16 protein-coding genes are annotated in these 26170 nt (G+C 42.7%); 12 read left to right on the forward strand and 4 right to left on the reverse strand.

Translation table 11 applies throughout. The annotated features are described in order from the left end of the window. The 8 genes from AC25Y6_RS09940 to AC25Y6_RS09975 form a co-directional block, all read left to right on the forward strand. The coding region (locus tag AC25Y6_RS09940) for a group II intron maturase-specific domain-containing protein (protein ID WP_488142895.1) at positions 1-687 on the forward strand (687 nt) is incomplete at its 5' end. A gap of 289 nt (positions 688-976) precedes the next feature. Beyond that, positions 977-1891 carry a DMT family transporter gene (locus AC25Y6_RS09945; RefSeq protein WP_482101089.1) on the forward strand — a complete coding sequence of 305 codons (915 nt, stop codon included), beginning with the start codon at positions 977-979 and terminating at the stop codon, positions 1889-1891. 167 nt (positions 1892-2058) lie between these two features. Beyond that, positions 2059-3255, forward strand: a complete 1197-nt coding sequence (locus tag AC25Y6_RS09950; RefSeq protein ID WP_488142896.1) for an aminotransferase class I/II-fold pyridoxal phosphate-dependent enzyme — start codon at positions 2059-2061, stop codon at positions 3253-3255. A 118-nt stretch (positions 3256-3373) separates the two neighbouring features. Beyond that, a complete protein-coding gene (locus AC25Y6_RS09955) occupies positions 3374-5584 on the forward strand; it encodes a 5'-nucleotidase C-terminal domain-containing protein (protein ID WP_488142897.1) in 2211 nt (736 codons plus the stop codon). A 234-nt stretch (positions 5585-5818) separates the two neighbouring features. Then, complete coding sequence (locus AC25Y6_RS09960) at positions 5819-7354, forward strand: N-acetylmuramoyl-L-alanine amidase (RefSeq protein ID WP_488142898.1); 1536 nt, start codon at positions 5819-5821, stop codon at positions 7352-7354. Between the two features lie 84 nt (positions 7355-7438). Continuing rightward, the gene (locus AC25Y6_RS09965) at positions 7439-9346 is read left to right on the forward strand and encodes a S8 family peptidase (protein ID WP_488142899.1); all 1908 of its coding nucleotides are present in this window, start codon (positions 7439-7441) and stop codon (positions 9344-9346) included. Positions 9347-9537: 191 nt separating this feature from the next. After that, complete coding sequence (locus AC25Y6_RS09970) at positions 9538-10602, forward strand: C40 family peptidase (RefSeq protein ID WP_488142900.1); 1065 nt, start codon at positions 9538-9540, stop codon at positions 10600-10602. 202 nt (positions 10603-10804) lie between these two features. After that, positions 10805-12892, forward strand: coding sequence for an S-layer homology domain-containing protein (locus AC25Y6_RS09975; RefSeq protein WP_488142901.1), 2088 nt, complete (start codon positions 10805-10807; stop codon positions 12890-12892). Positions 12893-13093: 201 nt separating this feature from the next. On the opposite strand, the gene AC25Y6_RS09980 is transcribed toward AC25Y6_RS09975, so the two are convergent. Genes AC25Y6_RS09980 through csaB form a run of 4 tightly spaced genes read right to left on the reverse strand, consistent with a single transcriptional unit; the run spans position 13094 to position 18584 of the window. Continuing rightward, on the reverse strand, positions 13094-14683 hold the full coding sequence (locus AC25Y6_RS09980) for a hypothetical protein (protein WP_488142902.1): 1590 nt from the start codon (positions 14681-14683) through the stop codon (positions 13094-13096). Positions 14684-14728: 45 nt separating this feature from the next. Beyond that, complete coding sequence (gene murJ / locus AC25Y6_RS09985) at positions 14729-16246, reverse strand: murein biosynthesis integral membrane protein MurJ (protein WP_488142903.1); 1518 nt, start codon at positions 16244-16246, stop codon at positions 14729-14731. Positions 16247-16283: 37 nt separating this feature from the next. Further along, positions 16284-17459, reverse strand: a complete 1176-nt coding sequence (locus AC25Y6_RS09990; protein WP_488142904.1) for a glycosyltransferase family 4 protein — start codon at positions 17457-17459, stop codon at positions 16284-16286. Positions 17460-17462: 3 nt separating this feature from the next. Continuing rightward, complete coding sequence (csaB, locus tag AC25Y6_RS09995) at positions 17463-18584, reverse strand: polysaccharide pyruvyl transferase CsaB (RefSeq protein ID WP_488142905.1); 1122 nt, start codon at positions 18582-18584, stop codon at positions 17463-17465. 149 nt (positions 18585-18733) lie between these two features. Here csaB and AC25Y6_RS10000 point away from each other — a divergent pair, with 149 nt between their 5' ends. The 4 genes from AC25Y6_RS10000 (at position 18734) to AC25Y6_RS10015 (ending at position 25677) form a co-directional block, all read left to right on the forward strand. Next, entirely contained in the window at positions 18734-19453 is a 720-nt protein-coding gene (locus AC25Y6_RS10000) for a WecB/TagA/CpsF family glycosyltransferase (RefSeq protein WP_488142906.1), read from the forward strand. A 24-nt stretch (positions 19454-19477) separates the two neighbouring features. After that, complete coding sequence (locus AC25Y6_RS10005; RefSeq protein WP_488142907.1) at positions 19478-20752, forward strand: nucleotide sugar dehydrogenase; 1275 nt, start codon at positions 19478-19480, stop codon at positions 20750-20752. Positions 20753-20787: 35 nt separating this feature from the next. After that, a complete protein-coding gene (locus tag AC25Y6_RS10010; RefSeq protein WP_488142908.1) occupies positions 20788-22197 on the forward strand; it encodes an O-antigen ligase family protein in 1410 nt (469 codons plus the stop codon). 555 nt (positions 22198-22752) lie between these two features. Further along, complete coding sequence (locus AC25Y6_RS10015; RefSeq protein ID WP_488142909.1) at positions 22753-25677, forward strand: S-layer homology domain-containing protein; 2925 nt, start codon at positions 22753-22755, stop codon at positions 25675-25677. The last annotated feature ends 493 nt before the right edge of the window (positions 25678-26170 follow it).

Below are 26170 nucleotides of genomic sequence, written 5' to 3' on the forward strand. Positions count from 1 at the left end.
CCACTCAGTCCATTACTTTCCAATATTGTCCTTGATGAACTAGACAAAGAATTGGAGGAAAGAGGACATAAATTTGTCCGGTACGCCGACGACTGCAACATCTATGTGAATACAAAGAAAGCGGGAAATCGAGTCATGGGTTCTGTTACTACATTTATTGAAGAAAGGCTTAAGTTGAAAGTTAATCTGAATAAATCTGCGGTAGACCGCCCTTGGAAGAGGATGTTTCTAGGATTCAGCTTTACGTTACATAAAGAACCAAAGGTTCGGATTGCCAAAGAAAGTATGAAACGGATGAAGAATAAAATCCGAGAGATAACCTCTAGGAAGAAACCCTATCCGATGGATTATCGAATCAAGAAACTAAATCAATACCTGATGGGGTGGTGCGGTTATTTTGCATTGGCGGATACGCCGAGCGTTTTCAGAGCTTTCGATTCATGGATTAGAAGAAGACTTCGAATGTGTATGTGGAAAAACTGGAAGAAACCAAGTACGAAGGTGAGGAAGCTCATTGGGTTAGGTGCGCCGAAAGATAAGGCATACGAATGGGGTAACTCGCGTAAAAGTTACTGGAGAATTTCTAAAAGTCCTGTATTACATAGAACCCTCGGAAACTCCTATTGGAGTTCCCAAGGGCTCAAAAGTCTACTATCACGTTACGAAACTTTGCGTCATCAATCTTAATTGAACCGCCGTATACCGAACGGTACGTACGGTGGTGTGAGAGGTCGGGAGTTAATCACTCCCTCCTACTCGATTGGAATAAACCCGCCCGCGCCCGCTCACGTATTCCATCCGCCCAAACCCCACCCAACCCCACACCAATCCCCCCAAACAAACTCCCCCAAATTCCACCAAAAACCCAAAAACTCAGCTATACTAAAACAAACAGCTTCACACACAACAAATACAAACATCAAAAACCAAAATCACAAAGGTGTCCGTCACCAAACAAAGAAAGAAGGCCACGAACATGTGGAAAATATACGCACTCCTGACCACCGCAATGCTAATCTGGGGATTCAACCTACCGCTCCTCAAGTACCTGCTGCTATACGTTGGGCCCGTCACCATGACGACATTCCGACTCTTACTAGCGGGAATATCCGTCTTCATCATTTTGGGCGCATTCAAACTGCTACGACTGCCAACCAAAAAAGAATGGAAATATATCATCGGGGGCGCAATGCTCAACGTCGTCCTCCATCACTACTTCCTAAACATGGGCCTCGTCCGTACATCTGGCACAAACGCTGGACTCATACTCGGCTTAGGCCCCGTCCTAACAGCAATATCGGTTTCGCTCATCATGCGTATCTCACCATCTAAAGTTCAATGGATCGGCTTCATCGTCGGCCTCGGCGGCGTTAGTTCAGTCGTCCTCGCAGGTGGGGGACTCGCTAGTCTTGCACTTGGCGATGTATTCATATTCGTCTCCATCGCTACACAAGTACTGTCATTCCTAGTCATCGCCAAAGCGGCCAAAACACTCGATCCGCGCATCATGACCGCCTATATGATGATTGTCGGTAGCGCCGTTTTATTCATCATCAGCCTGATTCAAGAACCCGGTGAAATCAAAGCATTCGCCAGCGTTCCGCCTATGTTCTGGCTTGGCTTCGCGACAAGTGCTGTCATTGGTACAGCCGTCGGACACATGCTCTACAATTACTCAGTCGGAAAAGTCGGTCCGTCGAAAGCCGCCATCTTTATCAACTTCAACACCCTATTTTCATTACTCGGCTCGGCACTATTCCTTGGTGAAATAATTACCTATCGCCATCTTTTAGGGTTCGTCTTAATCGTCGCCGGCGTCATTTTAGGATCCGGCGCTGCCGAAGAACTATGGAAGAAACGGCGTAAAAAAACTGAAGAAAATATCCAGTAAACGTCCGCACAACAAACAATCCGCCGTCCAACACACTGGGCGGCTTTTTCATCCAATTAACCGTCCGAAATGTTTCCCTCTAATCCTGCATATACTCTACTCACCAATTAAAAAAAGACGGCCACCCACACAACCCACGCCGTCACCAAGAAGGGGGAACCAACCGAATGGCACTCACCATCAACCCGCGCGTCCAGCAAATTGAACTTTCCGGCATCCGCAAAATCTCAAACCTACTTCCAAACTACCCTGACGCCATAAACCTGACCATCGGACAACCCGATTTTCCAACACCCGAACCCGTCAAAAAAGCCGCCATGCAAGCCATCACGGATGATAAAACCGGCTACTCCCATAACGCAGGCATGCTAGAACTCCGAACGGCGGTATCCAATTTCTTCACCCAGAAATACGGATTTACCTACAACCCGCAAACGGAAATCATCATCACATCCGGTGCAAGCCAAGCGATGGACACCGTATTTAAGACCATTCTCGAAAAAAACGACGAGGTTATCGTACCCGCACCCATCTATACCGGCTACGAACCGCTCATCACACTCGCCGGCGCAGTTCCGGTTTTTCTCGACACCACAACAACCGGCTTCATCCCAGATCCCAAAGAACTCGAAAAATGCATTACACCGAAAACAAAAGCAATCATCTTCAACTATCCATCCAACCCAACAGGCGTCACGATTCCACGCAAAACAATGGACGAACTCGCCGCAGTCCTCGCCAAACACGAAATCTTTATCATTTCCGATGAAATCTACAGTGAAAACATATTTGAAGGAGAGCACCGCTCATTCGCCCAGTACCCCGAGCTGAAAAACAAACTATTCCTCATCCATGGTCTGTCAAAATCACATTCCATGACCGGCTGGCGCATCGGCTTCCTGCTCGCAGCGAAAGAGTGGATGCAGCAAGCCGTCAAAGTACACGCCTACACCATTCTTTGCGCAAGTACACCATCTCAGTACGCCGCCATCACCGCACTGACGGACTCCCAAAATACACCCGCGGCCATGAACCCGGAATACATCCGCAGACGCGACTACATCTACAACCGGCTCACCAACATGGGGCTGCCAACAGTCAAACCAAATGGCGCTTTTTACGCATTTCCTTCTATTAAAGAGTTCAACCTAACTTCCGAACAATTCTCCCAAACACTACTCGCCGAAGCCCGAATCGCCGTCGTCCCGGGTACAGCTTTCACATCCTACGGCGAAGGCCACGTCCGAATCTCCTACGCATACGCCTTTGACCAACTCGAAATCGCCATGGACCGCCTAGAAAACTGGGTAACCAACTGGCGCAAAAACGAACGCCACATCGTCCCGGATCCACCACTTATGTAAGAGTTACTATTCAACTGTTGAAATTTACAATTACTTCATAGTCTATTTTAGATAAATCTGATAAAGTAGAATAAACAGGTAATAATACTACCAAACTACTTTATCAGGGGGCCGACACATGTCGAAAAAATTGTATTTATCAACCGCTGCGGCTGCGGCGGCAATGGCAGTAATGATTGCACCAGTAGCGTCTGCAGACGAAATCACATTCACCGACGTATCCGAAAAGTACGAAAGGGCAGTCGCATTCCTTTTATCAAATGGAATTACGGAAGGGACTAATGAAACGAAGTTCGGCACGGAAACAACGATCAAACGTATCGATGCAGCTGTTCTAATTGCAAGAACAATCGGGTACGATGAGTCTAAAAAATATAAGGACGCAGGTTTTACAGATGTTCCCAAACGAGCGGAACAGGCTGTCAATTTATTGGTGGAACTTGGGGTTGTTGATGGGAAAACAAAGACGAAGTTTGGCTCTGATGACAAATTGACACGAAACGAAGCTGCAAAACTGCTTGCAAGTGCTGGCCTGCTGGATGTTGACAGTTCTGTTGCGAAAACGAAATTTACTGATGTCAATAAACGATTTGCCCCATTCGTTTCGGCACTAATAGAAGGGGGAATCACACAAGGCAAGTCTGAAGTGAGGTTTGGTGCCGAAGATCCATTGAAACGTGGTGAACTTGCACTATTCATCGACCGTGCGAAAGCGCATTTCGGCTTCATGGATCTAATGGTTATGCATATGAACGATTCACATGCTTACCTTGATAACTTCCCTTACGTTGCTACGGCAGTGAAAGAAACCCGTGAAAAAAATAAAAACAACGTTCTTCTCCATGCAGGTGACGTGTTCTCCGGAGACTTGTACTTTAATACATTCAAAGGACAAGCGGACGTTGAACTCATGAACTACCTGGGCTTTGATGCAATGACATTCGGAAATCATGAGTTTGACCTCGGTTCTTCTGGAGAAGGCCATCAAGCACTTGTGGATTTTGTGAAAGCAGCGGAATTCCCTTTATTGACAGCAAATCTCGACTTCTCTAAAGACAAGTTATTTGAAGGATTACAAACAAAATCTGTCTCAAAAGAGTATGAAGATGGTCAAATTTATAACGGTGTAGTTAAGGATGTCAACGGCGAAAAAGTTGGCGTGTTTGGTCTGACTACAGAAGAGACGCCTTTCATTTCTAGTGTTGGATCTGTTGCATTTAGCAATTACATTGAAGAAGCAAAAGCTGCTGTCAAAGCGTTTGAAGAACAAGGTGTCGATAAAATCATTGCGCTTACTCATATCGGATTTGATGATGCAACTGTATATGACAATGACAAAGAGCTTGCGAAGTTAGTGGAAGGGATCGATATTATAGTTGGAGGACATACTCACTCAAGCATTTCAGAACCATATGTCTCGACTGAATTTGATGCACCAACCGTCATCGTACAAGCGAATGAGTACGCGAAATACCTTGGAACGTTAGACGTAACATTTAACCAATTTGGAGAAATTACAATATATCAAGGTGAACTTTTAAGCACGGATGCGAGTGAAGGAGCTAGGGATAAAACTCAATATGAGGCCGATCCGAAAGCTATGGAAATTTTAAAACCGTTTGCTGATAAAATCGAAGAAATCAAAAAAGAGTCAATCGGTGTGGAAGCACTTGTGAAACTTGATGCAAGTCGTGATAATGACAGTTCTGGCACGGCGAGCATCAGACATAGTGAAATGAACCTTGGAAGTCTGATTGCAGATGGCATGCTTTATTCGGCAAAAACGCTTGTTGATGAAAATGCGGTTATCGCTCTTCAAAACGGTGGAGGAATTCGTACCTCTATTGAAGCAGGGGCTATTACGACCGGAGATGTATTGAAAGTATTGCCATTCGGTAACGGATTAGCGACTGTCAAACTTACAGGTACAGAAATTATTGAAGTACTTGAGCATTCGGTTGCAGCTGATTTAAGAGGGGATGGAGGCCTTAAAGAGAATGGGGCTTTCCTTCAAGTTGCAGGAATGAAATTTACTTATGACAGCTCTAAGAAAGTCGGCGAACGCGTTCAGCAAGTTTCCGTCAAAAATGGTACTGACTTCGAATCGCTAAATAATGAAAAGGAATATATAGTTGCGACAAACATCTTCACAGCTAAAGGGGGAGACGGCTTCACTACGTTCAAAAAAGCATACGAAGAGGGCCGTGTATCAGAACCTGGATTCTTAGACTACAAAAACCTAATTGAATACATGACGACATTTGAAAATGGGGTAGAACCTAAAGTTGAAGGTCGTATTATCAATGTTAATGCAACTGAAAAAGAATAAGTAGAACCTAGACTGTCCGATTGGCTAGTAAAGCTATCGGATGGTTTTTTCTATGAATTTGATAATTATAACAAAAAGCTGAGAGTTTAATAGATGGAGAATAGCTATGTGTAAAGGCGGATTTGCATGGTTTAATTACTAAACTAGTAATATATAGGTAGATAGTTATATAGAAGAATATTACTATTTAATGTATTCTATGGAGAGTAATGCGTATTAAAAGGAGGAAATTGAGTGAAAAAGTGGTTACTCATCATATGCGTCGCATTGATGGCAGTTGTTCTTACTCCAATAAATCACGGGAAAGCCAGTGCAATAAACTTCACTGATGTCGGTTCGTCACATCGTGCACAGGCTGAAATATATTATTTAGTTCAAGGTGGTATCACAAGCGGTGTCACACCCACACAATTCTCCCCAAATCGGGAAGTAACACGCGGGGAAGCAGCAATCATGTTGGGACGATCGCTTGGTCTAAATGGGGAAAGAGTTAACACAAAATTCCCAGATGTAACATTAAACAGTTCCGCTTCAGGATACATACATAGACTTGTGAATCTTGAAATTATATCAGGCTACAAAAACGGGAATTTCAATCCCAATGACACCCTAAGTAGGGGGGAAATGGCTATCCTAATCAGTCGTGCATTTGAATATAACGCGAATTCAGTTAGCGTAGCGACGTCTACACTACTTAACAAAGGCATTGCGGAAGGTTTAGCTGACGGTTCATTTGGTGAATCTTTAACGATTAAACGCGCAGATTTTGCCGTATTCTTGACAAGGAGCATCAATGCGGATTTCCGTACAACGCAAAAAGAAACATTCGATGTAGACATGTTCGTGAATACGAAAAATGCTACCACGTTAAACGTTCGGTCAGGCCCGAATACATCTTATCCTTCAATCAGTAACGTGAGTACAGGAAAGAATGTAAAGTATGCTTATTCAGTTGGGGATTGGGCTTTCGTACAGTTCGACGGTAAAAAAGGATTTGTCCACACCGCATATATTCAAATTGACAAACCATCGACGGTTATACCAGCACCAACGCCAACACCAGCACCAACGCCAGCACCAACACCAACACCAACACCAACACCAACACCAACATTACCGGGCGGTAAAGCATTGAAAGACCTTGTCGTCATTATTGATCCTGGTCATGGTGGAAGAGATCCAGGTGCTGTAGGAATTGGTTATTTAGAAAAGAATATGGTATTAAATATTTCAAAAAAAATGAAAACATATTTTGATAAGACCCCTATTCAGGCTAAAATGACGCGTACAACCGATAAGTTTGTAGAATTATCAGGCCGTACTAATTTTGCAAAGGCGAATAAGGGCGATATATTCATATCTGTTCACACAAACGCTTTCAATGGTAGCGCAAATGGACAAGAAACGTTTTATTATGCCAAAACAGCTGCAAATAATCCGCATGTGAAAGAATCACGTGCACTTGCAATATACATTCAAAATCGGATGTTGGAGGCATACAATCTTAGAAACCGCGGCGTGAATCCTAATAACCATACAGGAAATTTCCAGGTACTTCGTGAAAATACAATGCCAGCCGCACTAGCGGAAATCGGATTCATCGATAGTCCGAAGGATATTCAACAAATGAATACAGAAGCAGGTCGTGAAAAGATGGCTAGAGCACTTTTCCTGGCCACGCTAGACTATTACTTATACTATGAAAATAGGCAAGATATCATACCATTATATAATACGGTCAATGCTAAACCGAGCGGTAAACTTCATTAATCATCCCCCCTACTTAGTCCACGACTAGCTGGGGGAGTTTTTTTATATCCGCAATACCATTACATATGAAAATGAGGGATTGTATTGAAAAGTATCATTACCGCGGCATTTCTAATACTAGTTACCGTATTACCTATCTCGACGTCTGCTGAAGAGCAAACAAATTATTTATTGTATTCTCCCGATGGGGACGTTGAAATTATTAAAAAGGCTTTCCCTGATTTCACAAGAGGATTCGAATTACTGCCGATGGTGGAAGTGGCATTAAGTGATAAAGAACTTAAGAAGATAAAAAACAATGATACCAATCTGCAAGTTTTCCCAGTAAATAACTATGAAGTAGCTGAAATAAAGGAGACCATACCGGCACAATTTGCACTGATTAATGCGCTTCCTAAAAACACCTCGCCTTACACGGGAAAAGGTGTCAAAGTAGCGGTGCTAGATAGCGGGATTGATGTCAGTCATAGTGATTTGAAAGTGACAGGTGGAATTTGTACGTTGCCAATAGAGGCGTGTGCAGAGGGAACGCCCTATTCAGATGATTTAGGGCATGGCACACATGTAGCGGGAATCATCGCGGCAAAAAATAATGGAATTGGAACAATCGGGATTGCACCTGATGTAGAGCTATATTCCATAAAAATAATTGACAAAAAAAATAGGGGGAAAACTTCGGATATTATTGCCGGTGTAGAATGGGCGATTAAGAATAACATCGATATACTTAATATGAGTATAACGACAGATAAGGATGATCCCGCATTGAAACTGATGATTGAAAAAGCCTATCAGTCGGGGATGATTTTAGTAGCTTCTGCGGGAAATGAGGAATTTGGTGATTTAATAGATTCTGTCCAATTCCCTGCTAAATACGCGAATGTTATTGCTGTTTCGGCTATCATGCAAAACAAATCCCGTCTTACTCAATCCTCAATCGGCGCGGAAGTAGAAATGGCTGCACCAGGCGACAAGATTAGAAGTACTTACCCAATTTCACTAGATAATGACGGAATCCGTGATGGTTATATGGAGTTATCGGGCACGTCAATGGCATCTCCGCATGTCGTAGGAGTCATTGCGCTTCTAAAAGAACGATTACCGGGAATTTCGAATACGAAGATGAGAGCTATTTTGGCGAACACAGCAGAAGATCTTGGTGTGAAAGGGCGCGATAAGGAATTTGGATACGGTCTTGTGCGTTATCCGATGTCAATTGAAGAAATTCCAATCGCATCCCATTATAGTGAACGCGGTAAAATCGTCGTGGAACTGTCAAATGCAGATCGAACCACGAACCGAAAACTACAGGCGGGGGACGTTGATATAAAAGAACTCGAGCCGGGAGTGTGGGAATTATATCGGTTCAAGGGCAATCATAAGCTAACGCTGTCTTACCAAGGTGTAAAAGGAAAAGAAATGACTGAGCAGGTCAATGTAAATGTAGACACTGCCCAATACAAAGATATAAACCAAAATAAATGGTATATCGGACACATAGCATATTTGGCGTATAACGAAGGGATAAGCGGCTATTTAGATAACACATTTCGGCCTGACGCTCGCATCACGCGTGCAGAAGCTGTAGTTCTGCTAGGTAGGACGCTTGGACATAACGGTGAGAAACGAAAATCTGTTTTCACAGATGTAAATCCGAATAGCTTCGCTTCAGGTTATATCCAATCTGCGGTTGAAGCAGATCTTGTCGCTGGTTTCACAGATGGTACTTTTCATCCTGATGATGCCGTCACAAGGGCAGAAATGGCATTATTACTTCAACAAGCATTCCAGTTTCCCATTGATAAATCACGGCCTTCTCAATTTACAGATATGACTCCGAATGTAACAAGTTATGAAGCTGTTCGTGCATTAGCACAAACGGGTATTATAGAAGGTTACCCGGATGGCACCTTTAGACCTCAAGAACCGATGACCAGAGCAACATTTAGTGTGTTTCTCGCTGGGGCAAAAAGACCAGATTTGTTCAATTGAATGACAAAAAGGCTCAACCATTACTCAAAAGGTGATAGTTGAGCCTTTTTGTCGATAAACCTCTGTTACGTGATTGTAATGGAACTGTAATCTAATAAAGGTCTACAATCTGATACTATAAAGCTATGAGATAGTATATAAGAACACAAACTAATAGATAAATAGACAAAAAATTAACGCGGGGTGTAAATTTGAGAAGAAAGTTCATACTTGTCGTCCTTACGGCTTTACTACTAACAATCGCACCAGTCACACAAATGCAGGAAGTGAGTGCAGCAACACCAAATGAAGTTGTCACTGAAGCTAAAAAGCTCCTGGGCATCAAATATGTCTATGGCGGAACGACAACATCAGGCTTTGATTGTTCCGGTTTCACAAGTTATGTATTTAAAAAGTTAGGCATCAACTTGAATCGTACAGCCGCCGAACAATACAGTCAAGGGACTGCGGTTAGCAAAAGTAATTTACAACCGGGCGATCTTGTTTTCTTCGCCGGCACTGGTGGAAAAGGAAGAATTTCACATGTAGGTATATATATAGGCAATCGGAATATGATTTCGGCAACATCAAGCGCTGGAATTAAGATTGATAATATCGACACGAATCCTTACTGGAATCCAAGATTTGCAGGCGCAAAACGTCTTGACTCTGTGAAAGATACACCTGTTGCACCAGTTACACCTGAAGAACCAGCTCCACAACCAGAATTAGCGCCAGTCACGGATGGCAACTTTGCTGACGTTAAGGTCGCCCATGCAGCTTATGATGCGATAAAAGAGCTTAATGTAGAAGGAATCATCAGTGGGTTCCCAAATCAGGAATTCCGTCCCGAAGCACAAGTAAGTAGGGGACAAGCTGCCGCAATGGTAAATCGTGTTTTGGAACTAAAACCAAAAAGAAACGCTATTTTCTCGGATGTAGGAACAACACACTCATTTGCAAAAGACATTGCAGCGATGAATGAGGCAGGAATACTGGCGGGATACTCGAATGGTAAATTCGGTGTGAATGACCCATTAACGAAAGCGCAACTAGCGGCAATACTAGAGCGTGCATTCAATATTTCAGATTCCGTTGAAGGTCAAGTGAAAAGCGCATCAATTTATACAGATGTACCGGCTTCGTACTGGGCATATGATTCAATTGTTGCATTGAAGCTATTGGATAAGACGACGGTTTTCCAAACAGCAAGCTTCTCAATCGATGCCAACACAACACGTGCAGAATTCTCCGCAGCACTCTATAGCGTTAAATAAGAAATGGTATAGTTGTAAAGTCAGCTACAAATAGAAGGGAGTCGCTCGTTACTATAAACGAACGGCTCTTTTTCTCTATTTACTTCTCGTACACCCAAGGGGTAAACTGATAGACAATTATAGTAATAGTGATACGATAATAATAGATTTAGAGTAAAGCTAGAAAGTCAGAGAAAAACTACAATTATACAGGAGGAAAGAAATGACTAGAATTAGTAGTAAATTAATTGCAACCTTGTTAGTAATATTTACCCTTTCGGTTGGCCTTTCAAACATTTCTGCAAATGCGGATGAATTGACGGGACGCTCTCTCGAACTAGAAATGCGGGAAATGATTGAAAAAGGATACTTGAGCGGTTATGAAGACGGAACGTTTCGACCGACGGAAAACGTAACACGCGCGCAGTTTGCGGCATTCATCTCCAGAGCGCTTGAACTACCAGAAGCAAATGGCAGTTTCAAAGATGTTCCGCCTACATCGAAATTAGCCTCAGCAATCCATAAAGTGAGCGGCGCGGGACTCATGGTAGGCTCCAGTGATAATACATTCAAGCCAAATGATCTCATCACTCGTGAACAAGTTGCACTCACAATGAAGAACGTATTGGACTATAGTCAAATGGCTACAGTAGAAAAACAAATCGTGTTCACTGACAGAAAAGATTTCGTCTCATCCGGCGGATTCCGCGCCGTACTTTATAGCATCAATTACAATATCATTAGTGGATTCCCAAACAACGCAAAGGATCCTAAAACAACTTTTCGTTTCGAACCAAAGTCCAACGCGACACGCGAACAAGCAGCAGCATTCATTTCACGCTTTTTAAAAGCGAAGGAGTCGTATGGCGGCCCGGTAACACCGCCCGTAACGCCACCTGTTACACCGCCGGTAACACCGCCTGTTACGCCACCCGTAACACCGCCTGTTACGCCACCCGTAGTTTCTAATGTATTCCAGATGGCTTCTATAGTGAATGGAAAATTGGGGAAAAGTGGTGTAACCTATAAAGATTACGAATCGGCAGTAACGGCTTATAACGGTAGCTCAGCTTCTATCGTGGGTCTATATAATGGAAATGATTTGATTCGCGTCAAATCAGGGATTGCCTATGGAAATAATACAACTGTAAATCAAAACGGTAAAATAGTTCCAGAAGTAACAATTATCTATTCTCGCTACGATGGTACTAAACCAAGCGGACAACTTACTTACACTGAAAATGGCCGTGAACTGCGTTATATTGATGCGAATGAGCACTTTGTTAAAGTACAAGCTGGCGGCACAATCGGTTATGTTAAAAATGATGAAGTCAATCTTATCCCAAGTAATCTAATTACTAACCGTGAATATTATACGGTAGGGACAGATGGACTACTTTACCATAGCACGGTTAACCACGAAGCTAATTCAAAGAAACTGCCAAGTTATTCAATTGGGGAGGCACCTTCGTTCATGAAGCCAAACGTTAACTATTTCAGTTATGACGGTGTCCATTTCTCGAATGCCCAAGGTAAGCTGCAAGGAACGCACTACCCATACTTCCAGTTCCTGTCGGTTCGTACCAAAACGAATTATACAGCTAAAGAACTAGAAGCATATATCGCTACAGCACCCAAAACATCAAAATTGATTGGCATGGGTGAATATATAAAAGACATGGAGACACAGTACAATGTGAATGCGTTATTTATCCTGAGTGCTGCAATCCACGAGAGTGATTCGGGAATGAGTAACAATGCACAGGCCAAAAATAATCTTTTTGGTAGTAATGTTCATGATAGCAATCCCCAAAATGGCGATACGTTTGCGAAGCCTGAGGATAGTATAAATGCATTCGTAAAACGGTATGTCAATTCTAATTATTTAGAACCACTAACAGGAGGCTATGCGAAAGGTGCTGCACCAGGGAATAAAACAACGGGTCTAAATGTCCATTATGCATCAGATCCTAACTGGGGTTCCAAAATTGCTGGTCACATGTGGCGTGCAGATGAGTTTCTTGGTAAGAAAGACACAGGAAAGAACGAATTGCAACGTGCACTTACTGTATATGGAAAAAATATCAATGTACGTAGTGGTCCGAGCACAAGCTCAACTAAACTATTCTCGTACAAGCCCCGTATTTTAGGAGTTAACGATGCATTTGGATATCCATTAGTAATCGTCAGTGAGATTGAAGGTGCCGGCGGTACTTGGTATGAAGTTCTATCAGATTCATTAACTCATAAGACTGGCTGGATTAGTGAAAAAGATGGTAGCCTTCTACTTGTGAAAAAGATTCCAAAGTAATAGAAGTATTGGTTCATAAAAACGTACGCTTATTATCTTTGTAAGTGAATTTTAAGAGGCGACAATTAGTTCGAAATCGAACTAATTGTCGCCTCTTTTTTTACGCTTTCTCACCCTGAATCTTTCATTCAGGGTCATAATTCGTTTGAAGTTTGCTTCGAATATGGTAATGGACCTCTGGTGTATCGGGAGCCCGTCAAACTATTCCTCTAGCAAATTCGTAACCTTCTCAATCAATTCCGCGTCTTCACTTTCCAAGTACCCAAGCTTCGCATCAATCATCTCATCGAAATACGCATTTCGTGGCAACTTCATCTTCTCCAACAACTTCTGCGTTTCCAGAAGATCCAATAACGTCAACTGTGGATAGTCATCACCAGAAAACGTGCCATCCGGTCTCGCTTGATACCACAGATCCCCAGTTTCTCGGATCCATCCGCCATCTGCCTGACCAAACGACTCGATACCCGTTATGACATGCTTCGCAGCGTCCATATACTTCTGTTCGCCTGTATCGCTAAAGGCGGTCAATAAAATCTTCAAACCACCCAGCTCATGATTCAAGGAAGCATGCGTCACCGGCGTCTTCGGATCTTCGTCGAAATAATCGACAATGAGATAGCCATCGCCGGCTTCGATGATTTCACCAGCTTCAATGCGAGATAGTAAATAATCCGCATACACCGGTACGTACAGTTCTGCGCCTGTTACGTCGCCTTTAAACGTTTCGGCGGTCTTGTCCAAGAAGAACGACACGAACTCATTGTAGCGTGTATCCACATAGGGAGCACGTACACCATAAGCATTACCCAGCCAAGTGCTCGTATACTCGGAAGGCCAGCGCGTCCCTTCAAACTCATCGATGTAGTAGAGCAGATTGATGCGTGAATTCAACACCATCGTTTCAAAAAATACAGAACCTGATTTCTCGTACCACTCTAGCGCCACGTCATCTTCAATCCGGCCGATGACACGCCCATAGCCCATTTTAGTAGATGGCTCGATTGAGAACGGCAACTTCGTGTAAGGGCCGTCCATCGTTAACCAGTTCAACTGCGAAACCTGATTATGTAACGCGAAATCGATATAGTCATCCTCTTCAGCCTTAGAGGAAAAGAGAGGCTCTTCCGCTACAAGAATCCAAGACTCTGCAATGTTTCCGCTTCCGACCCTTGCTGACCGTGAAATCGCGTCATCATTGACTTCTATATCTTGGAATTCACGGTCCAACTCACGAATCTTACTCGCATTTCCGTTATCATACGTTTTCACCATCGCTTTCGAAACGTATTGGTTTCCCATAAGCAATTCAATCTTATGATCTTCACCGGTAGCCGTAATCCTGCCGTAAGGATTAACCGTCGGATCTTCCCCGAAAACATTATGGTGCGGGTGGTCAACCGTAACGGGATTCCAGTTTTTCGTGTTGAGATCCACACCGGCTTTAAAGTCGATTGTGGTACGCATGTTAAACCCTATCAGACCATCATTCTCTAATCGTTCAAAGAGGAAGACGGCCCCGTTACCTAGCGTTCGTTCTACGATCGAATAGGTTCCTATATCTTTGCCGAACAGTTTTACATCAAATTCCCGAATAACGTCAACTGTGTTTTCCATTTTCCGTGTCTTCTCACCGGAAAACTCGGTCTTCACTGCGGAAGATGTCGTAAGGGAGGCAGAGTAATCATCCCCTTCATAGACAATCGTCGTATCTTTTATGAAATTGGACAAAACCGCGACACCCAAGATTACAACTAGCAATACTATCAAACCAACAATCCATTTCTTCAATCGAAAACACACTCCCAAAATTGAATACCTTTAATTGCTTAGAATTCATCTCCGTATAAGTCCAACAAATCGTCTGACCCCTTCACGGTAAAACAAGAACAGCATTCCTGCATAGACAGCAATCCCTACCGGTACAAGCACAGCCAACTGTAAAAGAGCTGCCCACTCACTAGCCCCAAGGATAACTTTTAATCCCCAAACCGCAAGTCCCATTACAATAGCGGGACCGACAACCCGCGAGCTCATCCGGGCAAATCGCCTAAACTCAGCAATCCCTAAATCGCGGTACACGACAACCATCGACACAACAAAGTAATAAACACTCACAACAGACGCTGAAATCGCAAGCGCTGGATACCCATACTTATCAACCAACAACCAGTTCAGCAAAAAGTTCACGGCAATCGTCGTAACACTGATCCGAAAAACAACCGCCGTCTTGCCGCGTGCATACATCGACTTCGACAAAATGAGTTGCATTCCCTGAAATACAATAATCGGCAAATACAACAACAAAGCCAGATGTGTATTCGTTGTATCTGCTGCCGTAAACGCGCCTCGTTCATAGATGAACGCAACAACCGCATCCCCGACAACTAACAATCCAATCGCAACCGGTAAAAGCGTTACCAACGAAATTTCCATCCCACGAAACACTGTATCTCTAAATTTCGCCACATTTTCCGTCTGCTCACTCATCAACGTAAAGATAATGGCAGCCAAAGTCGTTGCGTAAATCGCATTCGGAATACTGATGATGAGTGAAGAGTTATTCAAATAGGTAACTGACGCATCTCCCGTGCCAGAAGCGAAAAATCGGTTGACAAATAAATTCACTTGTCCAACGACAGAGTTCAATAAGGAAGGAACAATCAAAATCAAAAAAGCTACCTTGAAATCGCGCTCCATTCGAAACACCGGCTGCCATTTATAATCCGAGCGGATAAGGGCTAATATTTGAATCACAACCCCCATTACCGTTCCGGCGATAAAACCGTAAATCAAAGAGAAAATACCCCATATATCGCTGAAGAATAATGCGAAAAGGGCGGCCATTAATGTCGCAAGCAATTTCGAAACTTGCGAAGGAACGAAAATTCGCCGCGATTGCAAATATGAATCGAGCAAACCACTAAGCGCAATCATCGTCATAAACGCAAAGAAAATCTGCGTCATTTGAACAGCGAGAACAGATGTCGCTTCAGTCATATTGCCGTAAATGAACGGTACAAATGCATCCGCGAAAAACCAGCCAACGATACTGACGCCGACAAAAATGAGCATCGTCCAATTCAAAAGTGCATTGGCATTCTGATCTCCACGCTCACCGGCGGCCCGACTTTTCACATACATCGGTAAGAAAACATTATTGAACCCTGTCGAAATCATGGCAACAACTAGGGTGATGAAGCCGAATGCAAGGAAATAGGCATCGGTCTCGGAAGAAGCACCGAATTCTTTTGCAACAATTGATTCGCGGATAAATCCAGATACTTTTAAAACGAGCGCCAGCGCTGTCGCCCATAACGCTGTCTTTTTCAATCGGTTCATAATACCCTCCATAGAAGAAAGCTCCCAGCCGGGGCAGGGAGCTTCACAATCATTTATTCAATGCTTTTAGGTAAATTGCTTCATATTTCTCAGCTGCAGCAAAATGTGAATACTCCGCGATGATCTTCGCGCGAGCCGTATCTGCCAAGCGCTGACCTTCTTCAGGATCACCAAGCAAGCGAATCATTGCGTCGCTTAAGGCTTCTACGTTCTGCTCTTCAACAAGCAGCCCGTCCACACCATCCTCGATAATTTCCTTCAAACCACCAACCGCACATGCGATCAATGGAACACCGGAACCCATCGCTTCAAGCGCCGATATCGAAGTCGCTTCCTCAACACCCGCAGAGTAAATCGACGGCACAAGCGCAACATTACTCGCCGCATAATACTCAACCATATCCGTATGGTCAACTGCACCAACCATTGTCACGCGGTCAGCTATACCTAATTCTGCTGCTTTCGCTTTCATCGTCTCCATCATTTCACCAGTACCCGCAAACACAACCCGCGCTTTCGGGAATTTCTCAAGTACTGCTGGCAATGAAAGAATCGGATAAATAACACCATTTTTCTTCGTCAACCTGCGGGGCACGAAGAAAATCAAGTCATCTTTCTCTAGTCCATACTTTTCACGGAATTCATCCCGACGTTCAATCTCAGGCTTAAACGACTCGACATCGATGAAGTTCTTAATCATATTGCCGACTACGCCTGTTTCCTTTTCGATATACTCCTTGATGCGCGTATCGACAGTGATTACTTCGCGCGTCGCTTTATACGACGCCCGCTCATCTTCCATCAATTCCTTCGCTTCAGGGGAGCCATCGATAACGGACCCCTTGGAAATACCTTCAAACGTCAAGTAACCGTGAACCGTGCTGACAACAGGGACATCAGAAGAAATAGCTGCAAACGTTGTAAAGACATCTTGTGCGTTGACCAAGTCATACGAGCCATCCGCAACTTCGGCTTTAATGATTGCCTCAAGTCCTTCTTTCCGACGTTTCAACGACCAGACATAACCTGAGCCTTGTTTCACTTTATTCAATAGAAAAGCAGGGCCTCTTACGACACCTTCTTTTTTCCACTTAGGCACATCCGTAAACGACACAATACGCACTTCATGACCGCGTGATTCAAGACCCGACTTCAATGTCGTCAAATGAACCGACAATCCCCCTAAATGAGGATAATCATACGCAGTTGCCAATAAAATCTTCATTACTCATCGTCCTCCATTCAAAAACGTATCCCGTAACAAGTCAACATTGCGAAGTGCTTCAGAACGCAACACCTCAACATTAGGTTCAATCATTGCTTTAAGCTCATCCGAGTGATCAAGCGCATATAACGAACTTTCAAGCAGTTCCTCTTTTGTGAACTCTCCGAGTGGGAACGACTTGTCCCACATACCTGAGCGTTTCAAAAAGCTTTCCACTTTACGATCATAACTTAACCCGATATGCGGCACATTCGATAATGCTGCGAATATCAATGCGTGCAATCGCAAAGCAATTGTTAAATCAGTCTTAGCTATGAAATTATAAAACTCATTGGGTGTAAATGATTCACCAAGCAAACGCGTCTGTTTCGCATGCTTCATCTTGGCCATCACTTTTTTCGAAACGTTTGTATCATAAGGCGGTTCCATTGGGACGAACACGGGCAGAACACCACGTTGTTCGATCAATTCATCCAATACCCATGCTAGTTTTTCAATATAGATATCTTCATGTTCAAACCAGGGACGCGGTGCAACGGCGACAAGCCGTTCATCACCTGTCAAACCAAGCGACACATACGCAACATTATCTTCATTTGGTTTAAAGGCGAACACAATATCTGCCGTCACAATCGTTTCAGGGCGTTTCACCCCTAATGAAATCAAATAATCTTTCGAGTACTGATCACGTACCGTGACCAAATCTGCCATATTGGCAAACAATCGCATTAAAAACTTGCCCCATTTACTCGTCACAGGACCGATACCTTGTGAGAAGAACATGACCTTCGTTCCGCATAACTTCGCCAAAAACACAATGAGCAAATAATAGGGAAGGGGACCAAATAAAAACTTAGTAGGATATGTATCCTGCAATAGGCCACCTCCACCAGAAATTAGCAAATCTGCCTTACGCAATGCTTTCACTTTTTCTTTATTACCATGACGCCATCCGCGATATACCGACTTTACACCATGTTCTTTTGCTGTCTCTTCAGGGGACAACGAAAACACCGTAATGTCCGGATTATCAAGTTCCGCACGTAAATTATCAACAATCGCCTTCAAAATCGCCTCGTCACCCGTATTGCCAAGGCCGTAAAAGCCGGAAAGTACAATTTTCAATACCCGTTCCTCCTCATAACAAAAGCCTCCACGTACTCGTGAAAGCATCATCCTCCTCAGATTTTATCACTCTTACAGATAGCTATGCAACCGCTTTGAGTTTCTGCTATACTAATACAATTGAAAGCGATGGAATTGAGGGTTCAACTATGAAGGATGCATACCTTGGCGTACATGTATCGCCACTTACATATGAAGGAATTGTGAAGGCTATAAAACTGAGAATGATTCGCGGGGATAAGTCGACAATTATCGCAGTCAATCCGGAAAAAGTGATGGCTGCGCAAAAAAATCCCGAAGTGAAAGAGCTTATTAACGGCTCCACATTTCAAATCGCGGACGGGGTAGGTATACTACTCGCATCCAAGCTGAAAAATGGGAATATCAAAACACGTGTAACAGGTGTCGATATGATGGCGCGTCTGTTAAAATTTGCAGCAGAAGAAAGCCATCCGATCTACTTGTATGGAGCAAAGAGAGAAGTTGTCGAACGAGCTGCAGAAAACATTACAAAAGATAATCCTGGAATTGTGATTGCAGGTACGACAGACGGCTATGAACAAGACGAAAATGCACTCATCGAACGCATAAACGACAGTGCTGCCAAAATCATTTTTGTCGCACTTGGCAGCCCAAAACAAGAATTATGGATTAAACGCAACATGGACAAGCTTTCAAACGTCTTAGTATTCCAGGGAGTCGGAGGCAGTTTTGACGTGTTTTCCGGAACAGTCAAACGGGCACCAGCTTTCTTCAGGAAAACAGGAACCGAATGGCTTTACAGGCTTATGAGCGACCCGAAACGCATTAAACGACAGCTCAACTTACCACGCTTTTTAATAAAATTGCTATTCAATGGAAGAAACTAAGTGAAATGTAAAAGGAGCATATAAATGAAAAAATCAATTTGCGTAGTTGGACTGGGCTACATCGGTCTACCAACAGCTGTCATGTTTTCGAATCACGGACACATCGTACATGGTGTCGACGTCAACGAAAGTGTAGTCGAACACATCAGTAATAAAAAACTTCATATAGAAGAGAACGGCCTGCAAGAACGGTTAGACAAAGCAATCGATTCGAACGCTTTTACAGTGTCGACAGAACCTGTAAAAGCGGACGTCTTCATTATTGCTGTACCTTCACCTATTAAGGAAGACAAAACGGCAAATCTTGAGTACATCCGTAGCGCAGCCAAAGCAATCACGCCGTTCGTCGAAAAAGGAAATCTTGTCATTCTCGAATCGACAGTGCCACCTCGGACTGTACAAGATGTCATCATTCCTGAACTTGTTCAATCAGGACTCGAAATCGGAACTGAAATTTTTGTCTCACATTCACCAGAACGGGTTATCCCCGGTCGTGCTTTCGAAGAACTTGTTTCGAATGACCGGATTATCGGAGGTGTGAATGTAGCATCAGCGCGCATGACGTCTGAATTATATCGGTCATTTGTCAAAGGACAAATGCATGAAACAGATGACACCACAGCAGAACTTGTCAAAGTGATGGAAAACACCTATCGCGATGTCAATATCGCACTCGCAAATGAGCTGGCAAAAATTTCAGCCAACATTGGTGTTGACGTATGGGAAGCAATACGGCTTGCCAATTACCACCCGCGCGTCAATATTCACCAACCGGGTCCAGGTGTCGGTGGACACTGTATCGCAGTCGACCCATGGTTCCTTGTTGAGTTAAACCCGGAACTTGCACAAATCATACACTTATCGCGCCGGACAAATGATGGTATGCCAGAATACACGGCGCAATTGACGGCGGATATACTAAAAGAAAAAGGCGTAGAACAACCAAAAGTAGCTGCACTTGGCCTTGCATTCAAAGGGAATATTGATGATATGCGGGAAAGTCCTTCCGTCGATGTCGTTAAACAAATGCTGAACAAGAATCTGAATGTCGTTGCATACGATCCACATATCAAGACAAACAACATGGACGTGCAAACGCAAAATATAGATGAAGCATTAGATGGCGCTTCAGCAATTGTTATTTTAACGAACCACGAGGAGTTCAAAACAATGGATCCGAATCAAGCAGCGAAGCATATGGCCTGCAAAGTCGTTATCGATACGAAAAATTGCATCGATCGACGTAAGTGGGAAGAGGCAGGATTTGATGTCCATGTCCTCGGAGATTCTAAAAACTAACATAGAAAACCTAAACGAAAGAGGAACTAGTCCCCATGGAATTTAAACAACATAAAATAATGCTAGCACTCGTTGCGTTCATTATTATCCAACCAATCATTGACATCTTGACGACTGCTTCAATCTTATTCATAGATATTCCGCTAACGATCGGTGTCATCATCCGTCTAGCCTATTTAGCAGTCATGGCTGGATGGATTATCTATGCCGCTACAAAAAGTAAACGGGCAAAACTCTATTTACTCTACTTAATCGGATTTGCAGGACTCGTTATTGTTAACTTTGTAACAAGTATGACTGTGAAAGAACCGTTTTTCATCGCTGAAGAATTGACATTTTATACAAAAGTCGTTTATTTCCACGTACTGTTTTTCGGTTTCCTTCTATTAATAGAGGCACTAGCGAAAAATGGAACCGATACAAAGAAACAGCTCGTTAACTATTTCCTTATTGCATCGGCCATGATCAGTGCTGTATTCATCATTGCGCAATTGACTGGAACAAGTCTTGCAAACTATGCAAGGTCGAAAGAGGGATGGACAGGGTGGTTCTACGCGGGCAATGAAATCGGTGCAACAATGGCAATACTATTACCTATCACCGCCCTATACGCAGTAAACAAAATGACTGCTCCGAAAAAGTTCATTTACTGGTTGCCGTTCATTTTGCTCTCAATATCGATGCTTGCGCTCGGGACGAAAGTGGGATACGGAGGAATTATCATTGTTCTCCTTTCCGTTTTGATAGGCAGTTTGATCATGCTTCTTATGAAGAACAAGGATACCGACAAACAAGTGGTGACAGCGAATGTGCTTGTTTCTACCATCCTGCTCATTGTACTAAGTTTCACTACACCATTCACCCCAGTGTTCGGTAACATGTTTGCTCATTTAAACATACTAGGCATTTCAATGGGGGACAAACCCGTTGAATTTGATGAATTTGGGGAAGAAATTGTGATTGATGAAGAAGAAGAGGAAGACCCATTCATAACGGGTAAACAATTTGAAAATCTAGTGTTCAGTAGTCGTGAACAATACGCAGCCGATTATACAAGACAATTCGCAGAAGCGCCGATCAGTCAGAAATTATTCGGTATGGGCTTCGCAGGTAACTATGACTACCCGCAACCGCACAAACCGCTTAAAATGATTGAAATGGATTTTCACGACTGGTTTTACTCTTTCGGTATCATCGGTTTCCTATACATGATGGCACCGATTGTGTACTTCGCTCTAAAATACGTCTGGCAGTTCATCACCAACTTCAAAACTAGATTCACATACTTTGGAATCTTGACCGGAGTTGCATTCCTAATCGGAATAGGCATTAGCTATACTGCAGGGCATGTACTGACAGCACCATCCGTATCAATCTATCTCGCATTTCTTTTTGCGGTCCTAGTCTTCCAGGCACGAATTAGTACTGATACGATAACCAAATGACAAATTGAAAAAGCCCGAATCTCAAATGTTTAAAAACATATGAGATTCGGGCTTTTTTAGGTGACAGGAATCTAATTGACCCAAATACATCGGTAGTAAATTCAAGATAATACGACAATATAACAATGCGTAATCTAACTAATTGTTTAGAAGTATATGAAAAATAAAATGATTACGAACGTGTTAATTCGTAACTAGTAGATTGGTTTTTAGTGAGACAAATTGAACAAAGTCTTTATAAAGCCAATGTTCATGCAGAGTGGCTTGTTGAAATAAAAGTCCATTAACTTGATAATCGTCTTCCTATATTTTACTTCTCTATTATTTTGTTGAAATAAGTATTTAGAAACTAATTCAGATTCTTCTTGATAATTACAGAATTAGATGTATACTAGAATGAGAGTTTAGGTACTATGACATTTCTAGTAATCTATGAAATGTTTCGTAATATCTCATAGATTAACGAATGAACTGATGGTATACTAAAACGGAAGAACACCGCTGATACATATCAGCACAAAACAGATACACCTAAAACAGGGAGGAATACTACACATGGCTTTACAATCAAATTCTTACAAAAAATTCGTTACAACAGCTGCAACAGCAACACTTGTGGCATCTGCACTTGTTCCAGCGGCATCAGCATCTGTAACAACAGCAGCATTCTCAGACGTACCAGCATCATACACTGATGCAGTATCGTATCTTGTTGAAAATAACTTTGCAGTAGGTCTTTCTGGGACGCAATTCGGTATCTCTGCACAAATCACTCGCGGAGACGCTGCAGTCATCATTGCTTCAGCGGCAGGCCTTATGGACGAAAAAGCTGCAGCATCTGGTTTCACTGACGTTCCAAAACGTGGCGCTATCGCAGTTAACTCATTAAAAGCTGCTGGCGTTGTAAACGGTACATCAGCTACTAAATTTGGTTGGGATCAGCCTATCAAACGTGGAGACACGGCAGTAATGTTCGCTAAAGCTTTCGGTTTGACTGAAGGTTCAGCTGCAGACGTGAAATTCACTGACGTACCTGCTAAATACAAAGAAGCTGTTGCTGCATTATTAGCAAAAAAAGTTACTACAGGTATTAACGCTACTCAATTCGGAACAGACAACAACATCAAACGTGGAGACTTCGCTAAATTCATCTACGCGTTGAAAGATCAGATTGTACTTCCAGGTACTGATGTAGTCACAGAAGGATTGAGTGTTTCTTTCGCTAAAACAACACTTGCTGCTGACGGTAAAGACAACACAGTCGTTACTTTCACTGTAACTGGCGCTGACGGCAAAGTTGACGCAACTGCTGATGACATCGTTCTTGGTCTTGATGCAACTTACGGTAGCTTCGCTAACAAAACTGTAACAGTTCAAAACGGAGTTGCTACACTAGTATTGACTTCTGAACAAAACAACAAAGCAGTTCAAGGTAAAGTTACTGCAACAGTTGTAGAAGCTGGAGAAGGCCATAAAGACCTAATCGGTAAAGTTTCTGCTACAGCATTCTTTAACTTGGCAGTAAACGACGGTTCATCTGAAGTTCTTAACCTTACAGGTGCAGAATCTAACCAAGCTGACCGCGCGACACTTCACTTTGACAAAGCTGTAAAACTTTCTGACTTTGTTGAAACTGATAATGTTACTGGCGATGTTCTTTATCAACACCGCACAGCTACCGGCTGGAGCGCTCCAGTAACTAAAGCAGCAGTAGCAGGACTACCAGCAAAAGATGTTAAACATGCTCTTAAACCAAGCGCTTTGGCATTCACACAAGCTGGAAACACTCCAATTACTATTCTTGGTCTAAAACCAGTTGCTGGAGACAATAAATCCCTTGAAGTAATCTTAGAAAAAGCAAATGATCTTGATAACAACAAAGCTGTAACCGTTGCAGCTAGCTATGTTTCAGATTTCGGAAGAGTTTCTAGATCTGCAACTTCATTCACTTTGACAGATGCTCGTACTCCAGAAGCTACAGCTGTATCTAACGAAGGAATGAGAACAGTTGCAGTTAAATTCTCTGAAGCTATCGAGACAGCTACGTTTAAAGTGGATGCAATTTCTCCTTTAGCTGGCGCAGTAAGATACGGTGAATTTGATGTAAGAACTTTGGAAGATACACGCAACATGGCTTATATCACAACAACTGGCTACTTAACTGCTGGACAACACAAAGTTGAAGTTTCAAACGGTTTGGACTTTGCAGGTAACAAAGCTGCAACTCAAAACTTGAACTTCACTGTAGCTGCTAACACAACTACACCAACAGCAACTGTAGCTGTTAAATCACCTGAGCAATTCCATGTTACTTTCAACACTCCAGTTGATGCTGTAACAAATGCTGATTTCGTAATGCAACGTTACGATGAAGCAAATGACACATGGGTAAATGTTACTAATGCAACTACAAAAACTCGCACAGCAGCTGTAAATGGTGTTTTCCCTGCAATCACTAACGTGCCAGTAATTGCATCACATGTTTCTGGAAGTAAAGAAGCAGTAATCGAATTGACTCAAGACTGGACACAAATTTACAACACATCTGCATCAGAGGAAAACTATTACAATGATGATTACCGCATTGTATTTAATGCAGGCGCATTAACTAACACAGACAACGGTTTAACTAATGAGCGTTTGGTTGTTAACTTAAGCCAAAATGCTGATGGCGGTACTACAGTAACTGCTCTTGATTCACTTGATACTGTAAGCCCGGCAATTTCAAGCATCGCTGCAAATAATGCTGCTGCTAGTTCATTCCTTGTGACTGCTAGCGAGCCAGTTAAACTTATTTCTGGCGCGGGTGTTGTACTTGACAATGCAGGTGCTACATTAAATCAACAACAAGCTGATGATAAAGGAGCTCTTCCACAAGCTAAAGTACAATTCGTTGGAAAAGACGCTAAAGGAAAACCAGCTACTATCAATGGTTCTGTAACTTCTTATGCAAACACTGATGAGTCAGCATTCAATGTAACTGCTAACGAATCTATTCAAGCACTTGTTGATGCAGGATACGGCGAAGACTGGACAGTAGTAGTAAGCCAATTGACTGATGATGTAGGAAATACTGCAACTACTTCAACTCAAGCATTCAAAGTAGTTAAAACTGTAGTTAACCCAGATGCTACACCATTCGCAATTCAAGCTACTTCTGCATCAGTTAATGCTGATGGAAGCGGTTCTGTAATCATCGACTTCACTGAAGGCGTTCAATACCAAGGTGGAGCAAACGATGCTACTGATATCGAAAACTACACATTGAATGGTAAAGATCTTCTTCCAGGAACATCATTTACAATTGCTGATCCATTTGGCGCAGTAACTGCAGGAATGAGTTCTATCGTTATTACATTGCCAGCTGGATCTTTAGACAAAGCTAGTAACGTAATCAATGTGAAGAGAGACCTTGCTTCACATGATGGTTCATTACTAATTGGATCTAACGAAATCGTAATCCCAACTACTGCTAAATAAAACTAAACAGTTTCGGGTACCAGCTTCTAACATAATTTTGACAATTGATTTCCGTTGATACGGGATCGGTTATTGAATAAGAAACAGTTCTTTGATCCATTATGGGTGCACTTCATCCTTTAATAGATCAAGGGGCTTTTTCTTTTGTCTTCTAGTCTATGTTTCTACTGTAATTTCAGGTACCTATTCAGTAAATTCACTACAATTGCATAAAAAAAGAAAGCTCAGCCATATTCACTTTGGTTAAGCTTTTCACTTTATATTTATAAAATTAAATGAATTGTCGCAATTGCGTCTTGCACAGGCACTCAAACAATTTAAGGCTTCGTGGAGAGAAATCTCTGTGGGGTCTATTTTCGTTTCTACGTAATGAGTCTAAAGACAATTAAATATTTCAATCCTGAAACAAAGAATTCGCGCCTTTTTCAATTGGAGGAGGAGAAGTCAATGACGGAATTTATTGATTTCGGGTACCGGGTTCTAACACAATTCA

The sequence above is a fragment of the Sporosarcina sp. Y1004 genome (genome assembly GCF_057669665.1).

Coding starts and splice junctions, on each gene's coding strand:
- AC25Y6_RS09945 (WP_482101089.1), top strand. CDS start 977: ATGTGGAAAATATACGCACTCCTGACCACCGCAATGCTAATCTGGGGA.
- AC25Y6_RS09950 (WP_488142896.1), top strand. CDS start 2,059: ATGGCACTCACCATCAACCCGCGCGTCCAGCAAATTGAACTTTCCGGC.
- AC25Y6_RS09955 (WP_488142897.1), top strand. CDS start 3,374: ATGTCGAAAAAATTGTATTTATCAACCGCTGCGGCTGCGGCGGCAATG.
- AC25Y6_RS09975 (WP_488142901.1), top strand. CDS start 10,805: ATGACTAGAATTAGTAGTAAATTAATTGCAACCTTGTTAGTAATATTT.
- murJ (WP_488142903.1), bottom strand. CDS start 16,246: ATGGAGGGTATTATGAACCGATTGAAAAAGACAGCGTTATGGGCGACA.
- AC25Y6_RS09990 (WP_488142904.1), bottom strand. CDS start 17,459: ATGAAGATTTTATTGGCAACTGCGTATGATTATCCTCATTTAGGGGGA.
- AC25Y6_RS10000 (WP_488142906.1), top strand. CDS start 18,734: ATGAAGGATGCATACCTTGGCGTACATGTATCGCCACTTACATATGAA.
- AC25Y6_RS10005 (WP_488142907.1), top strand. CDS start 19,478: ATGAAAAAATCAATTTGCGTAGTTGGACTGGGCTACATCGGTCTACCA.
- AC25Y6_RS10010 (WP_488142908.1), top strand. CDS start 20,788: ATGGAATTTAAACAACATAAAATAATGCTAGCACTCGTTGCGTTCATT.
- AC25Y6_RS10015 (WP_488142909.1), top strand. CDS start 22,753: ATGGCTTTACAATCAAATTCTTACAAAAAATTCGTTACAACAGCTGCA.